At 44.4% G+C, this 15,442-nt stretch carries 15 protein-coding genes and 1 riboswitch; of the genes, 7 read left to right on the forward strand and 8 right to left on the reverse strand.

Annotated features, from left to right (window positions below; translation table 11 throughout):
- Positions 1-103: 103 nt before the first annotated feature.
- Together F973_RS13590 and F973_RS13595 are read right to left on the reverse strand one after the other, a co-directional pair.
- Entirely contained in the window at positions 104-844 is a 741-nt protein-coding gene (locus F973_RS13590; RefSeq protein ID WP_004762341.1) for a LytR/AlgR family response regulator transcription factor, read from the reverse strand.
- Between the two features lie 57 nt (positions 845-901).
- Positions 902-2,056, reverse strand: a complete 1,155-nt coding sequence (locus F973_RS13595; RefSeq protein ID WP_004762343.1) for a sensor histidine kinase — start codon at positions 2,054-2,056, stop codon at positions 902-904.
- Between F973_RS13595 and argH the strand changes: the two genes are divergently transcribed.
- Both argH and F973_RS13605 read left to right on the forward strand, forming a co-directional pair.
- The gene (gene argH, locus F973_RS13600; RefSeq protein ID WP_034432690.1) at positions 2,047-3,480 is read left to right on the forward strand and encodes an argininosuccinate lyase; all 1,434 of its coding nucleotides are present in this window, start codon (positions 2,047-2,049) and stop codon (positions 3,478-3,480) included. The two genes, F973_RS13595 and argH, sit on opposite strands and share 10 nt — an antisense overlap.
- Positions 3,481-3,489: 9 nt before the next feature.
- Positions 3,490-3,762 carry an oxidative damage protection protein gene (locus F973_RS13605; protein ID WP_004762347.1) on the forward strand — a complete coding sequence of 91 codons (273 nt, stop codon included), beginning with the start codon at positions 3,490-3,492 and terminating at the stop codon, positions 3,760-3,762.
- Positions 3,763-4,055: 293 nt separating this feature from the next.
- Here the strand turns inward: F973_RS13605 and phoU are convergent, their stop codons facing one another.
- On the reverse strand, positions 4,056-4,778 hold the full coding sequence (phoU, locus tag F973_RS13610) for a phosphate signaling complex protein PhoU (RefSeq protein ID WP_004762350.1): 723 nt from the start codon (positions 4,776-4,778) through the stop codon (positions 4,056-4,058).
- A gap of 139 nt (positions 4,779-4,917) precedes the next feature.
- Positions 4,918-5,051: riboswitch (TPP riboswitch) on the forward strand.
- An 84-nt stretch (positions 5,052-5,135) separates the two neighbouring features.
- On the opposite strand from phoU, the gene thiC reads away from it, so the two are divergent.
- The 5 genes from thiC to gluQRS all read left to right on the forward strand — a co-directional run bounded on the left by thiC (position 5,136) and on the right by gluQRS (position 10,222).
- Complete coding sequence (thiC, locus tag F973_RS13615; RefSeq protein ID WP_004762352.1) at positions 5,136-7,031, forward strand: phosphomethylpyrimidine synthase ThiC; 1,896 nt, start codon at positions 5,136-5,138, stop codon at positions 7,029-7,031.
- A 75-nt stretch (positions 7,032-7,106) separates the two neighbouring features.
- Positions 7,107-7,718: an NUDIX domain-containing protein gene (locus F973_RS13620; protein ID WP_004762353.1), complete on the forward strand. Its 612-nt coding sequence runs from the start codon at positions 7,107-7,109 to the stop codon at positions 7,716-7,718.
- A 21-nt stretch (positions 7,719-7,739) separates the two neighbouring features.
- Complete coding sequence (gene cpdA, locus F973_RS13625) at positions 7,740-8,555, forward strand: 3',5'-cyclic-AMP phosphodiesterase (protein ID WP_004680757.1); 816 nt, start codon at positions 7,740-7,742, stop codon at positions 8,553-8,555.
- A 191-nt stretch (positions 8,556-8,746) separates the two neighbouring features.
- Positions 8,747-9,280, forward strand: coding sequence for an RNA polymerase-binding protein DksA (gene dksA, locus F973_RS13630; RefSeq protein WP_004680758.1), 534 nt, complete (start codon positions 8,747-8,749; stop codon positions 9,278-9,280).
- A 78-nt stretch (positions 9,281-9,358) separates the two neighbouring features.
- Positions 9,359-10,222 carry a tRNA glutamyl-Q(34) synthetase GluQRS gene (gluQRS, locus tag F973_RS13635; RefSeq protein WP_004762355.1) on the forward strand — a complete coding sequence of 288 codons (864 nt, stop codon included), beginning with the start codon at positions 9,359-9,361 and terminating at the stop codon, positions 10,220-10,222.
- 59 nt (positions 10,223-10,281) lie between these two features.
- Here the strand turns inward: gluQRS and ftsW are convergent, their stop codons facing one another.
- The 5 genes from ftsW to F973_RS13660 form a co-directional block, all read right to left on the reverse strand.
- The gene (gene ftsW, locus F973_RS13640; protein ID WP_004762357.1) at positions 10,282-11,487 is read right to left on the reverse strand and encodes a putative lipid II flippase FtsW; all 1,206 of its coding nucleotides are present in this window, start codon (positions 11,485-11,487) and stop codon (positions 10,282-10,284) included.
- A gap of 11 nt (positions 11,488-11,498) precedes the next feature.
- Positions 11,499-12,857 carry a UDP-N-acetylmuramoyl-L-alanine--D-glutamate ligase gene (gene murD, locus F973_RS13645; protein ID WP_004762358.1) on the reverse strand — a complete coding sequence of 453 codons (1,359 nt, stop codon included), beginning with the start codon at positions 12,855-12,857 and terminating at the stop codon, positions 11,499-11,501.
- Between the two features lie 157 nt (positions 12,858-13,014).
- Positions 13,015-13,266: a DUF6587 family protein gene (locus F973_RS13650; protein WP_004762360.1), complete on the reverse strand. Its 252-nt coding sequence runs from the start codon at positions 13,264-13,266 to the stop codon at positions 13,015-13,017.
- A gap of 55 nt (positions 13,267-13,321) precedes the next feature.
- Positions 13,322-15,175: a ferrous iron transporter B gene (gene feoB / locus F973_RS13655; RefSeq protein WP_004762362.1), complete on the reverse strand. Its 1,854-nt coding sequence runs from the start codon at positions 15,173-15,175 to the stop codon at positions 13,322-13,324.
- The gene (locus tag F973_RS13660; RefSeq protein WP_004762363.1) at positions 15,172-15,432 is read right to left on the reverse strand and encodes a FeoA family protein; all 261 of its coding nucleotides are present in this window, start codon (positions 15,430-15,432) and stop codon (positions 15,172-15,174) included. The genes feoB and F973_RS13660 overlap by 4 nt, the downstream gene beginning before the upstream one ends.
- Between the last annotated feature and the right edge of the window lie 10 nt (positions 15,433-15,442).

The following is a 15,442-nucleotide window of genomic DNA, read 5'->3' on the forward strand; positions in this document are numbered from 1 at the left end:
AAATTCAAGTTAAGCATGGGTCAAAACAATTGTTTCAAACTTAACTTGCTCACCTAAAATTGCAAGCAAAAACTGATTTTTCATCTGACTTAAGTTCAATATTTTATAATTGATGCATGCATTCTCTTAAGCCTGGTAAATGACGGCGACTCACCGACAGGCGTTCATCCAGCTCACGTAATCTAACCTGATACTGACCAGCAGCAATCAGCTCCAACCCTTCTAAATAATCAAGAGAAACTAAAGCATTACGATGAATTCGAATGAAACGATCTGAAAACTCAGATTCTAGCTCTTTTAAAGTTTCATCAATTAATACACTGCCATTTTTATGGCGTACTGTGACATATTTCTGATCTGCTAGAAAATAGTAAATATTTTCTATTGGAATAAGTTCGACCCCGCGATAAGTTTTCGCAGCAATTTGATGACGTTGAGTTTTAGTATCGTACATATCGTCTTGTTGTTGTAAACCAGTCATTTGTGCTTGTGTAAGTTGCGTCAGACTATTAAACACCTGTTGTAAATCTTGTTGTGCAATAGGCTTGAGCAAATATCCCTGTGCTTGAAACTTAAACGCTTCCAATGCGTGTTGATCATATGCTGTACAAAAAATAATAGCTGGACGAGGGCTAAGATGACTGATCTGTTCAGCACACTCCAATCCATTCATTCCAGGCATTTGAATATCTAATAGAACAACATCGGGCGAATCATTTTCAATATGGTTTAACACATCCTGCCCATGATGCGCCGTCGCAATCACTTCATGACCCATTTGGGTCACTAAACGTGACAAACGCTCTACCGCGAGAGGTTCATCATCAGCAATCAGAACTTTCATCCTCTCCTCCTTGTCACCGTTAACTTCATCCGTCATTTTTATGGTTAACTTAACTTATTATTTTACTCGATAGTGATAACTTACCACCGTGGTATATAACGATACTCCCCCATAAACCTGAAACTTGACCGTTTGTCCATAATAGGCTTTCAGGCGCTGTTTTACATTTTCTATCGCAATTCCATTCCCTTTTCTCGATTTTATTGTATCGTGAGAATAAGGGTTAGTAATGACTATACTGACTTGATTTTGCAATATTTCAACCAATACACTAATGGTTGAGGGCTGTAAAACTTTTTCTACCCCATGAAAAATACTATTCTCTAGCAAAGGTTGCAATGTTAATAATGGAATCGTGACTCGTTTTAATTCCAAAGACGTTGCCTGTATATTCCATTCTACCTTTAAACGCTCTCCTAAACGCATTTTTTCGATACTTAAATACTGCTGGCACAGATCAATCTCTTCCCCCAGACTCACCAGTTTAAGCTCCTGAAAGCTTGCCCTGAACAAACGGGACAAACTGATCAGCATATTTTCAGCGCGATCGGGGTCTATCGCAATCAGGCTCACTACACTGTTTAAACTGTTAAATAAAAAGTGTGGATGAATACGGGCCTGCATTGCCTGAATGCGTGCATTCAACTCACTGTATTGCTGTTTGAGCCATTGTTCACGCATATATAGGTAACGCATGCAAAACGCGCCCAGCAATATGCCGTAGCTTAAATGCAGGCCCACACCCTGAAATAAAACCTGTTCTGAAAAGTCTGTTGAATGTGAAGCCCAGTACTGGATTATATTTACCGCACAAGTGGTAAACAAAACAACCAGTTGAAGCAAAATAAAGCCTAAAATTAATGCCATTTTCTGACTAAATTTGGCAAAAAACTCCTGAAAATAATCAACCAGTGCAGAAAAGGACAGAATCACCCAGTTAATAAAGCACATATATTGCAAAACACGGGCGGTTTCCAATGCCTGCCATGAACGTGCCTCTGCCAGTGCCAACACCATCGCCAGCACATTACTAGCAACAATTAATTCCAATAAGTGTTGCCATTGCCCAATTTTCGTAAAAAAATAGGAAGCTGATGTCTGATCCTGTACATTGTCATGACGCATTTGCGATAACTTGTTGCGTCGAGTTTCGGCAACTGCGTTTGGATTTGCTATACTCTTTTTTATTTTACTGAGCTGCCATGACCACATCTTCTCAATCCTCTTCTTCAGCAAGCCCTAATCAAACCTCTGGAATGTGGGGCGGTCGCTTCTCTGAAGCAACAGATGCATTTGTTGCAGAATTTACCGCATCTGTTCAATTTGACCAACGTTTTTATAAACAAGATATTGCAGGTTCGATTGCACATGCAACCATGCTTGCTAAAGTTGGTGTACTGACTGAGGCTGAACGTGATGATATTATCCAAGGTTTGAATACAATCAAAGCTGAAATCGAAGCGGGTAATTTCGAATGGCGTATTGATTTAGAAGATGTACACATGAACATTGAGTCTCGCTTGACTCAACGTATCGGCATCACAGGTAAAAAATTACATACTGGTCGTAGCCGTAATGACCAGGTTGCAACTGACATCCGTTTATATTTGCGCGATGAAATTGATGACATTTTAGGTTTATTACTACGCTTACAAAAAGGCCTACTGAGTTTAGCAAGTCAAAATACGCATACGATTATGCCTGGTTTTACTCATTTACAAACAGCTCAGCCCGTGACTTTTAGTCATCACCTATTGGCTTGGTTTGAGATGTTGGTTCGCGATACTGAACGCCTTCAAGATTGCCGCAAGCGTGTTAATCGCATGCCACTCGGTTCCGCAGCCTTGGCAGGAACAACCTACCCAATTGATCGCGCATATACAGCCGAATTATTGGGTTTTGAAGCAGTTTCAGAAAACTCGCTCGATGCTGTTTCCGATCGTGACTTTGCCATTGAATTTAACGCTGCTGCATCATTGATCATGATGCATTTATCACGTATGTCTGAAGAACTGATTTTATGGACTTCGGCACAATTTAAATTCGTGAACATCCCAGATCGTTTCTGCACAGGCTCTTCAATTATGCCGCAGAAGAAAAATCCAGATGTACCTGAACTTGTTCGTGGTAAATCAGGTCGCGTGTTTGGTGATTTAATCAGCTTATTGACTTTAATGAAAGGTCAACCTTTGGCATATAACAAAGACAATCAAGAAGATAAAGAACCTTTGTTTGATGCAATTGATACCGTTCGTGGTTGCTTAATGGCCTTTGCAGACATGGTGCCTGCACTGGTTCCAAACATTGAAATTATGCGTGAAGCAGCACTTCGTGGTTTCTCTACAGCAACTGACCTTGCTGATTACCTTGTCAAGAAAGGTGTTGCTTTCCGTGATGCACACGAAATTGTAGGTAAAGCAGTTGCGCTTGGTGTGGCTGAAGAAAAAGATTTATCTGAATTGACACTGGAACAGCTACAACAATTCTCTGATTTGATCGAAACAGATGTATTTGATAAAGCCTTAACTTTAGAAGCTTCTGTGAATGCACGTGATCATATCGGCGGGACATCACCAAAACAAGTTGAAGCAGCTATTACTCGTGCACACACTCGCTTAGAACAGTTATACGCTTAAGGATAAATCATGACTAGACAAGTATTTTGCCGCAAATATAAACAAGAGCTTGACGGTTTAGACTTTGCACCATTCCCAGGTGCAAAAGGTCAAGAGTTCTTTGAAAACGTTTCAAAACAGGCTTGGCAAGAATGGTTAAAACACCAAACCACGCTCATTAATGAAAAACGACTCAATGTATTCGAACCCGATGCGAAGAAGTTTCTTGAAGAGCAACGAGAGAAGTTCTTCAACAATGACGAAAGTGTTGAAAAAGCAGAAGGTTGGACGGAACAAAAGTAAATCGTTTCATCTAATATCACTCAATAAAAGAGAGTTAAATATAGCTCTCTTTTTACGTGACATTTACATAAGTAATAAAGCCTTACAGAGTATACACAGTTGTCTACATGACAGTTGAGGGGAATATAATTACAGTGAGTCTAAGAAAGATAAAGAGATATATTGATATCTCAGAACGCATGATATTTCTCTCCCAGACTTTTCCCCCGAAGTCTGGGATTTTTTTATCTGGATTTTTTCCAATAAAAAACCACTGATTATTCAAATTCAGTGGTCAATATTAATTCCTGAAATTATTTTTGATTTACTTTCTGTTCAATTTCTTCAATGCTGGTGTGGCGCACATCCATTCCCTTAGCCATATAAATCACCTGCTCGGAAATGTTGCGCGCGTGGTCACCAATCCGTTCTAATGAACGCAGCACCCACATCACATTGATGACACGCGAAATATGGCGCGGGTCTTCAATCATATAGGTCATCAGGGTACGCGTTGCCGACTGGTATTCACGGTCAATATCCACATCCGCCATCACCACCTTTAAGGCCTGATCCACATCCAGACGGGCAAAGGCATCCAAAGCATCATGAATCATCACGCGAACCTGGTTACCAATATGGCGTGTTTCCATATAACCGCGTGGAGACTCTCCCTCTTCACACAGGTTTTGGGCAATACGCGCAATCTTTGCCGCTTCGTCACCAATACGTTCAAGGTCGGTATTGGCCTTGCTCATCGCAATGACCATACGCAGGTCAATCGCTGCGGGATGGCGGCGTGCCAGAATCAGGGTTAAGCCCTCATCAATATCACGTTCAAGCTGATTGACGGTATTGTCCTTGAACTGAACATCAATCGCCAGGTTTGCGTCGGTATCCAGCAGGGCATGAATTGCATTGGCAACCTGCTGCTCGACCAAACCGCCCATGGTCATAAACTTGGTATGTACATCTTGTAAGTCTTCATTAAATTGTGAAGAAATATGGTGACTTAACACAGGATTACTTGGACTCACAGTATGCCTCCACTAGACACATGGAAAATGATGGGTGATTAAAACACAGCAATCATGAAACTTTTATGACAATAACATGCGCATTGTAGAATGGTGTGAATTGATACAACAAAAAGCCAAAAATCTGTTAGTCTAAATACCTAGCTTGACGGAGCGCAGTTAATTAACTGCTGAGATTGTCTTAATCCTATTTTTTATCATAAGGATTTAAAGACAAGTACCGTTGAACCTGATCAGGTTAACACCTGCGTAGGAATCAAGCCCAACAAAAGCCTCGCCTTTATTTATCAAAGAGATAAATTCGCTATCGTTTTTGCTCGTGCTTGATTCGTTAATGTAATACATAAGGATCATGCCATGAACCAATTAACGAATCTTCCCTCTGCTGATATTTCCACTCAACATGAGCAAGATGCGAAAGATTTAACCCGTATTTTACCCGCATCAAAAAAAGTCTATGTAACAGGCTCTCGCCCAGATATCCAAGTTCCATTTCGCGAAATTAGCTTGACAGAAACACCGACAGGTCTAGGTGGTGAATACAATCCACCTGTTATGGTTTATGACACATCAGGTGTTTATACCGATCCTGATGTAAAAATTGATTTAAATCAAGGTCTACCTTCTGTCCGCCAAACTTGGATTGAAGAACGTGATGACACCGATGTACTCTCAAGTTTAAGTTCTGATTTTGGTCAAGCTCGCTTAAAAGATATTCGTACTGCTGACATTCGTTTTGCTCACATTCAAAATCCTCGTCGAGCTAAGGCAGGTAAAAATGTTACGCAAATGCATTATGCGAAACAGGGCATTATTACGCCTGAAATGGAATATATTGCCATTCGTGAAAATCAACGCCAAGGTGAAGGCGTAGACATGCGTCAGCATGCAGGACAAAACTTTGGTGCTCAGAATTTAAGAGAAATCACCCCTGAGTTTGTCTGTCAAGAAGTTGCCGCAGGTCGTGCGATTATTCCTGCCAACATTAATCATCCTGAAATTGAACCAATGATCATTGGTCGCAACTTTTTAGTAAAAATTAATGCCAATATTGGCAACTCGGCACTCGGTTCATCGATTGATGAAGAAGTTGCTAAAATGACATGGGCAACGCGTTGGGGCGCCGACACTATTATGGACTTATCGACGGGTAAGAATATTCATGAAACCAGAGAATGGATCATCCGTAACTCTCCTGTACCAATTGGTACCGTGCCTATTTATCAAGCTTTAGAAAAAGTCGATGGCGTTGCCGAAGACCTGACATGGGAAATCTTTAAAGACACTTTGATTGAGCAAGCTGAACAAGGTGTAGATTATTTCACCATTCACGCAGGTGTATTATTACGCTACGTGCCTATGACCGCAAATCGTCTCACTGGTATTGTTTCTCGTGGCGGTTCAATTATGGCGCAATGGTGTCTTGCGCATCATCAAGAAAACTTCTTGTATACGCATTTCGATGAAATCTGTGAAATCATGAAAGCCTATGACGTTTCATTTAGCTTAGGTGATGGGTTACGTCCAGGCTGTGTGCAGGATGCCAATGACGAAGCACAATTTAGTGAACTTAAGACATTAGGTGAACTGACACATCGCGCTTGGGAACATGATGTACAGGTGATGATTGAGGGACCTGGTCATGTGCCAATGCATATGATCAAGGAGAATATGGACCTGCAACTGGAAGTATGTAAGGAAGCGCCATTCTATACACTGGGGCCATTAACAACTGACATTGCTCCAGGTTATGACCATATCACCTCGGCGATTGGTGCCGCGATGATTGGCTGGTATGGTACTGCCATGCTCTGTTATGTCACACCAAAAGAGCATTTAGGTCTACCCAACAAGAAAGATGTCAAGGATGGGATTATCACCTACAAGATTGCGGCGCATGCAGCGGACCTGGCAAAGGGCCATCCAGGTGCACAGGTACGTGACAACGCACTGTCCAAGGCACGTTTTGAGTTCCGTTGGGATGACCAGTTTAACCTGAGTCTGGACCCAGATACGGCACGCAGCATGCATGACGAAACCCTGCCAAAAGAGGCACATAAATCAGCGCATTTCTGCTCCATGTGCGGACCAAAATTCTGCTCCATGAAGATTACTCAGAATGTGCGATATTATGCGCAAAATCAACACAATGCCAATCAGTCAAATGATGTGGAAAAAGATATTGAAGCAGGTCTCAGTGCCATGAAAACCGCTTATCAGGAACATGGTCAAAAATTGTACCACAAGCTGTAAATCGCCTAAAAAAAGATTTGCCCACGAATCATTCTCGGTTAGGATGAGATATGTACAATCTCATCCTGATTGAAGATGAATATTCTTGACCACGCCAGCTATTCAGCATCCGACGTTACGATAGAATCTCGAGAGTTTTTATTCCGAGGATTCATTCAAGTTGAGAAAGTGAGCTTTCGACACCGACTGTTTAATCAGCCAGATTACTCACCCGTGATTCAGCGTGAGCTGATCCATCGCCCAGAAGCCGCTGGTGTCTTGCTTTATAATGACCAACAACAACGCTTTGCACTCATTGAGCAGTTTCGGGTCGGTGCATTAAATGACTCCGAGTCAGCATGGCAACTTGAAGTCATTGCTGGTGTGCTGGATGGAGACGAAGCACCAGAAGACTGTATCCGTCGGGAAAGCCTGGAAGAATCGGGTTGTGAGGTTCAACAGCTCCAGCATTTATTTAGTTTTTACCCTTCTGCGGGGGCATGCTCGGAATTTTTTCACTTGTATGCGGCAGAAGTAGAATTACCAAAAATGGGGGGCATCTTTGGGATGCCAGATGAAGGGGAAAATATCCAGCTTCATTTATTTGACTATTCAGAAGTAGGCACTTTACTTAGGAATGGGCGTTTGAGAAATGCACCTGTGATTATGGCATTGCAGTGGCTGGTTCAACACTTACAACAACGATAAGAATCTGAGGGGCTACAGACGGTGACTTTCCAGGTCTCAGCGTTATCGCAAAAAGATTTTGTGATGATACAGATTACTGATACCCATTTACTGGAGTATCCGCATCTGGAGTTTGTCGGGATGCATCCCGAGCAAAGCTTTCATGCAGTAATCGACTTGATGCGCCAACAGCACCCCCATATTGACCTGATTGTGCATACAGGTGATCTGGCTCAGAACCCGACACCAGTGACCTACAATCGCTATCTGCAACATATGCAGAGTCTGGGCATTCCTTTCTTCCATACCCCAGGCAATCATGATGATGTTGTCCATTTTCCTTTCCATGAAAGCGACCAGACACAGGTAACGGTTGTTGAACTTGGCAAATGGTGCATTATTTTACTGAACAGTGCACAGCCACAGCGTATTGATGGAAAAATCGCGGATGGTCAGTTGGCACAGTTGACCAGACTATTACAACAGTTAAAAGACCGCTATGTGCTTATTGCCTGCCATCACCATCCTTTTGCGATGGAATCTGCTTGGATTGATCAACATAAACTAAAGAACTCATCTGATTTACTCGAAACGATTCGACCTTTTTCAAATATCAAAGCCATCATCTGTGGTCATGTCCACCAAGACTCTATTAACGGATGGCAAGATATTCAATTTTTATCAACCCCATCAACCTGTATTCAATTCAAGCCTAAAAGTGATAAATTCGCCCTGGATGAGGAACATCCTGGTTACCGTTATATCTGCCTTAAGGCCAATGGAGAACTGGAAACACAGGTCTATCGGCTTCCGACTTCCCAGCGTATGAACAGCTCAGAAGTTTTGGGATATGATTAGCGACTGTTGATTACAAATCACATCCACGATTTCTCACGAAATCTAGACAGGAATGACTACCATCTTGTCTAAAAACTCTATATGATGACGACCCCTGATGGGGAAAACCATCTTCGGTTTATATAAAAACACTTGCATATCACCATATTTTTTGCGTATAGATAGTACGTGTATGATGAGGAATGCCCTATATGGCGAATGACAACCAAAATCAAGTCCTGGACGAACAGACAGAAGTGATTGACGATCAAAAAGCGCCTGTAAAACGTGTGCGTAAAACCAAACCCAAGTCTGCGGAAGGTGGAACCACCGCAAGTCTGTTTGGCATCGCACCTTATCAGCCAAAGAAAAACGAAGAATATATGTCTGAAAGGCAGCTTGAGCATTTCCGCCAGATTTTGAATGCATGGAAAGCTGAGTTAATGTCTGAAGTTGACCGCACCCTGAACACCATGCAGGATGAATCAACTGCATTGCCTGATGTCAATGACCGAGCAACACAGGAAGAAGAGTTTGCGATTGAGTTACGCACCCGTGACCGTGAGCGTAAGCTGATTCGTAAAATCGAACAGTCGATTGAGGCGATCCAGAACGAAGATTATGGTTTCTGTGAAACCTGTGGTATCGAGATTGGCCTACGCCGTCTGGAAGCACGTCCAACGGCAACGCTATGTATCGATTGCAAAACTTTGGCAGAAATCAAAGAAAAGCAAAACAACGGATAAACCCTCCCCTAGCCCCTCCCTTAAAGGGAGGGGGACTTCACGAAGTCAATGTTTACTTAGATTCGTGAGACTTTCCCCATGTCTTACATCGGACGTTTTGCACCCTCCCCGACAGGTCCACTGCACTTTGGGTCCCTGCTTACCGCAGTCGCAAGCTATTGTGATGCCAAAGCCAATCATGGCAAATGGCTGGTTCGCATTGAAGATACCGACATTCCACGCATTTATCCCCATAGTGAAGCCCACATTCTCTCCTGTATTGATGCATTTCAGTTTGAACCTGATGCCGAAATCATTTTTCAAAAAGATCGTTTAGAGCTTTATGAACAGGTGCTTGAACAGCTTAAACAACTCCAGGCGGTTTATGCCTGCCAATGCACACGTAAAATGCTGGGCTCTAATCATATCTATACAGGTACTTGTCGTGACCTCCGTCTTGATTTCAGCCAGCAGGCGATTCGTCTTAAGGTCGCTGATCAGCTCATTTGTTTTGATGATCGTTTACAGGGCCAGCAATGCTCAAACTTGCAACATGATCTCGGCGATTTTGTCCTAAAACGCCGAGATGGCATTATTAGCTACCAATTGGCTGTCGTGGTCGATGATTATTTACAGGGGATTACCCATGTGGTTCGTGGTGCAGATTTACTGGATAATACCACTCGCCAAATCTGGCTCGGTTCGCTGCTAAACTATCCGACTTTGAGTTATATGCACCTCCCGCTTGCCATGAATGATCAGGGACAAAAACTGTCAAAGCAGAATATGGCGCGAGCATTAGACACTTCTAAAGCTCCTGAACTGCTACAGCAGGCGATTTTAGCGCTAGGTCAGCCTGATATTGAACTTGACCAGCCCCGAATCATGCTCAAACAAGCGGTGCAACAATGGAATATTGCTTTAATTCCAAAAGGCTTTCATTTGGCTGGAATATACCTATAGGCAATAAAAAAGCCCTAGGCATGGCAAAGGGCTTCTGTAAAACTTTTAGGCTTGATGGACTAGAAGTTTGATTCTTCTTTCACAGGATTTAACTCTTGCGTTGATGCATCAATTTTCAAAATCAAACTGATCATGGCTGCACACATCATCAACGATGTACCACCATAACTAATGAATGGCAGTGTTAAACCCTTGGTTGGCATCAAGCCCATATTCATGCCTGCATTCACCAAAATCTGTAGCAGGAAAATAATGCTGATGCCATAGGCCAAATAGCCTGCACGCAGGTAGTTGTGTTGCAATGCACGGTGTCCAATACGAATACAGCATGCCAGCATGGTAAATGACAGCGTCATCACAATGGTCACGCCAACAAAACCAAACTCTTCACCCAGAACTGCCAACATAAAGTCGGTATGTGCTTCTGGAAGATAGGACAGCTTCTGGACACTGTGCCCCAATCCCGTGCCAAACCATTCACCACGTCCAAATGCCATCAATGCATTGGAAAGCTGGTAGCCAACGCCCAATGGATCAGCCCAGGGATTGGTAAATGAAATCAGGCGCTGAAAGCGGAAAGGCTCAAACAGGATCAGTGCCGTCACGCCCGCAACAATTGCCCCCAGCATAATCAGGAACTGTGTTGCTGGCGCACCTGCCAGAAAAAATACACCCACCATCATCAAAACAATCACGACGGTGGCCCCCAAGTCAGGCTCAGCCACAATGAAGCCAACGGTTAGGGCCATGACACCACTCAGGCGCAGCAAACCTTTCCAGTGCGTTCGCACCTCTTTGGCACGGCGAACCACATAGTCAGCGGTAAAAATTGCCATCACGATCTTGGCAATCTCTGTAGGCTGCAAGGTAAAGCCACCCACCTTAATCCAGCGGTGTGCCCCATTCACTTCGGAACCCACAACCAGTACGGCGAGCAGCAAGACGACTGTAATCAACCATAACGGGAATGCATTTTTAAACCATAGATTGAGGGAGACCCGATAGGTTAAAAATGCCACCACCGCCGCAACCACAATCGAGATACCATGACGAATCAGGAAGTAGAATGGGTTTTCATGAATATATTCCGCATACGGCATCGAGGCTGACGCCACCATCACCGAACCGAAGCACAGCAGGGAAATCACAGAGAAAATCAGGATATTGCGTGCTGTCATTTCTGCTGGAAACTTGGGCAAACGATTCAGCAGCTGTGAAATCTTCTGTACAGTCTTTTGTATAGCGTTTTGGGCTAAATCAGCCATAACTCTAATCCCTAGTTTTTATTTTCATTCAAGGCATTTACACAGGCCACGAATTGATGTCCACGATCATTGTAGCTCTTAAACATATCAAAGCTGGCGCATGCTGGCGAGAGCAAAACCACATCCTTTGCATGGGTCGCCTGTTGGGCCAAATCCACCGCATGCTTTAGGCTATTGGCATGCTGGATGATGGTGGTTCCCTGAATGGCCTGTTCAATCACTGCCGCATCTTCACCAATCAGAATCACACTCTTGACATATTTCTGGATGGCATCACGTAATGGCTTAAAGTCCTGTCCCTTGCCCTGCCCCCCGAGAATCAGTGCCAGCTTGCCTTTCTTGACCTCAATCGCAGCCCCCAGACCATCAATTGCCGCCAGTGTTGCGCCAACATTCGTTCCCTTGGAATCGTTATAGTAGCGTACTCCATCAACTGTTTTGACGTATTCGCAACGATGTTCCAGCCCCTTAAAGTTTTTTAGGGTGTCAAGCATGGATTGCATTGGCAAGCCAACCGCCTCACCCAATGCCAGGCAGGCCAGTGCATTGGCAACGTTGTGCATCCCCTGAATGTACATTTCGGAAGTTTTAAGTAACCGTTCACGTCCACGCGCCAACCACATGGTACCATCTGCATCTCGCAACACGCCATACTGATTCAGGTCAGGCGCATTAAGACCAAAACTTTGCATCGGCGTGACATCTGGAACCAGTGGACGGCTTAGGTTGTCATCACGGTTATAGACTACTTTTTTCACGCCCTGAAAAATACGGTGCTTGGCCTTGTGGTATCCCAACATATTGCCATGACGATCCAAATGATCTTCACTCATGTTCAACACCACAGCCACTTCCGCATTCAGGTGGGAAGTTGTTTCAAGCTGAAAGCTGGACAGTTCCAGCACAATCAGCTCAGGTTGATCTTTCAGTAAATCCAGTGCAGGACGGCCAAGGTTGCCACCCACAGCCACTTTTTTACCTGCATCCTGCGCCATCAAGCCAACCAATGTGGTCACGGTGCTTTTTGCATTTGAGCCTGTAATTGCAATAATTGGAACTGCTGTTGCGCGACGTAACAGTTGGATATCGCCCACAACAGCAATACCCTGCTCAATCGCCTGCTGGATTTCAGGTAGCTGCGGCGCAAGGCCTGGACTTAGGATAATTTCTTCTGCTTGTTGTAAAAGTTCTGAATCGAGTTTCCCAAAGCTGGTTTTCACTCCAGCGGGAATCTGGTCATGCCCAGGGGGAGTTTCCCGAGAATCCGTAACTGCAACCTGGTAGCCTTGTTCATGTAAAAAGTTAACCGCCGACACACCTGAAATCCCCAGGCCCGCCACGACTTTTAATCCACCACGTTGTATTAACATTTTCGTTCCATTTTTGCAGTTCACAGAATGGCAAAAATGTTAGCACTTTACTGTTTTAAATGCTTTTTCAGTTTTGGTTTTATTCAGGCTTTTTTGTGTCAGTGCGTAAAAGTAAAAAAATCGCCCATATCCTTAAATATGGGCAACCCTTATATTGCTAACGCCACTTTACCGTTTGGATCGCCTGTGACTTTTTCGTCTCTTTTTCATCAGTAGAACAGCCACAGCCCCCAGCACAACCCACCAGCATTTTAGGTTTTAACCATGTGGCCAGACGTTGCCACCCTAAATGCTGGCACAGATTCGACAACGCCAGAAATGCTGCATTTGCTGTTTGAGGAAATACTTTCTTAAATACTACCACAGCACTCCACAGCACCAATACAGCAACAATCAAGTACTCAAACATAAGCATCTCTCCAATGATTCCCTCCTTTTGTTAAAGGGAGGTCAGGTGGTATTTGCTACCCCCAAATGCGTGATGCAATCTGGTAGGTAAAAAACGACATTAAGTAGGCCAATCCAAACAAATACGCAGTCATCGCCGCCACATGCTTCCATGAACCCGTTTCACGACGTACCGTTGCCAGTGTTGCCAGACAATGCGGCGCATAGATAAACCACACCAGCAAAGACAAACCTGTTGCCAGCGACCAGCCTGTACCATCAGCACTAATCAAGTGTGCCAGGCCTTGTGCCACTGCATCATCATCTGCACCAGACAGGGCATAGACAGTACCCAGTGCAGCCACCACCACTTCACGGGCCGCCATCGCTGGAATCAGGGCGATACAGATTTGCCAGTTAAAGCCAATCGGGGCAAAAATAGGCTGGATCACATGCCCCAGCATCCCTGCAAAGCTGTAGTCAATTGCAGGTTGGGTTGCACCCTCTGGTGCCTGCGGAAAAGTACACAGGAACCAAAGCAAAATCGACAGCGCAAAGATAATGCCACCGACACGTTTTAAGAAAATTTTGGCGCGGTCCAGCAGTCCAATCCCGACACTTTTCAGGTCTGGAATACGGTAACTTGGCAACTCAAGCAACAACGCATGTTGTGATTTGTCCTTTTGCAGGAATTTCATCACGATGGAAACACAAAGCGCGCTAAAAATCCCTGACATATACAGGCCAAACAACACCAGACCTTGCAGGTTAAAAATGCCCCACACGGTTTGCGCTGGAATAAAGGCCGCAATCAGCAAGGCATATACAGGTAACCGTGCTGAGCAGGTCATCAGCGGCGCCACCATAATCGTGGTAAAACGATCACGTGGATCACTGATACTACGGGTTGCCATAATTCCAGGCACGGCACAGGCAAAGCTTGAAAGCAATGGAATAAAGGCGCGCCCACTCAGACCAGCCTTGAACATCAACTTATCTAACAGGAACGCTGCTCGTGGCAAGTAACCTGATTCCTCCAGTACCAGAATAAAGAAGAATAAGATCAGGATTTGTGGCAGGAACACCACCACACCACCAGCTCCTGCAATAATGCCATCCACAACCAGACTTTGCAGCAATGGCTGGGAAATATGTTGTCCTAGGGTTTCTCCAAGCCAGCCAAACAGGCTTTCAATCCCATCCATGAATGGTGCAGCCCAGGCAAAGACCGCCTGAAAGACAATAAACATCATCACAGCCAAACTAATCAAGCCCAGCACTGGATGCAGGAAAATCTTATCAAGAAAATCTGTGCGCCTATCTTCCTGATCAACAAAATTCACCACATCCCTGAAAATGGTTTCAATTTTCTGGTGGTGCCCACCCTTCAAACCACTGAGTTCTGTTTGTGGAACCGTGTATTTCTCCTGATCCAGTGCGTGTAAAAGGTTTTCAATGCCTGTGTTACGGACTGCTACAGTCTCGACCACGGGTACGCCCAAACGTTCTGACAGTTTCTGGGTATTGATCTGGATGCCACGACGACGTGCCTCATCCATCATGTTCAACACCACCAGTATTGGTCGGCCCAGTTCAATGATTTCCAGCACCAAGCCCAAATGCAACTTTAAGTTGGTTGCATCCACCACGCACAAAAAGGCATCCTGCTGCCCCTCTTCCGCGATCTTGCCCTGACAGACATCACGGGTGATTTCCTCATCTGGACTGGTGGCCTCTAAGCTATAGGTTCCTGGCAAATCCAGGACACGAACACTCCGACCTGACGGCAACTGGAAATGTCCAACCTTACGCTCTACTGTGACCCCTGCATAATTGGCAACTTTCTGGCGCGTTCCAGTTAAGTGATTGAATAAAGAAGTCTTACCACAGTTTGGATTTCCCACAAGGGCAACACGTAACGCATCACTCATGCAAGTGCTCCTTCAGGTTGAATTTCAATTTTCTCAGCCTCAGTTTTGCGTAATGCAAAACGGGTAAAGCCAATCTGGATTAGAATCGGATCGCCACCAAACACACCTTTGGTAATTACCTGCACCTGAGTTCCTGGCACAAAGCCCAAACTCTCTAAACGCACTGCTACAAGATCTGGCTGTCCAGTTTCATCGATCAGGCGATTCACCTTAGTGATTATCGCCGTTTGCTTGACTTTTAATGCTGACAATCGCACCGCTTCTAAC

Source organism: Acinetobacter sp. CIP 102129 (assembly GCF_000368305.1).
In the GTDB taxonomy this organism is placed as follows: Bacteria; Pseudomonadota; Gammaproteobacteria; order Pseudomonadales; family Moraxellaceae; genus Acinetobacter; species Acinetobacter parvus.

Coding starts and splice junctions, on each gene's coding strand:
- F973_RS13590 (WP_004762341.1), bottom strand. CDS start 844: ATGAAAGTTCTGATTGCTGATGATGAACCTCTCGCGGTAGAGCGTTTG.
- argH (WP_034432690.1), top strand. CDS start 2,047: ATGACCACATCTTCTCAATCCTCTTCTTCAGCAAGCCCTAATCAAACC.
- F973_RS13595 (WP_004762343.1), bottom strand. CDS start 2,056: ATGTGGTCATGGCAGCTCAGTAAAATAAAAAAGAGTATAGCAAATCCA.
- F973_RS13605 (WP_004762347.1), top strand. CDS start 3,490: ATGACTAGACAAGTATTTTGCCGCAAATATAAACAAGAGCTTGACGGT.
- thiC (WP_004762352.1), top strand. CDS start 5,136: ATGAACCAATTAACGAATCTTCCCTCTGCTGATATTTCCACTCAACAT.
- F973_RS13620 (WP_004762353.1), top strand. CDS start 7,107: ATGAATATTCTTGACCACGCCAGCTATTCAGCATCCGACGTTACGATA.
- dksA (WP_004680758.1), top strand. CDS start 8,747: ATGGCGAATGACAACCAAAATCAAGTCCTGGACGAACAGACAGAAGTG.
- gluQRS (WP_004762355.1), top strand. CDS start 9,359: ATGTCTTACATCGGACGTTTTGCACCCTCCCCGACAGGTCCACTGCAC.
- ftsW (WP_004762357.1), bottom strand. CDS start 11,487: ATGGCTGATTTAGCCCAAAACGCTATACAAAAGACTGTACAGAAGATT.
- murD (WP_004762358.1), bottom strand. CDS start 12,857: ATGTTAATACAACGTGGTGGATTAAAAGTCGTGGCGGGCCTGGGGATT.
- F973_RS13650 (WP_004762360.1), bottom strand. CDS start 13,266: ATGTTTGAGTACTTGATTGTTGCTGTATTGGTGCTGTGGAGTGCTGTG.
- feoB (WP_004762362.1), bottom strand. CDS start 15,175: ATGAGTGATGCGTTACGTGTTGCCCTTGTGGGAAATCCAAACTGTGGT.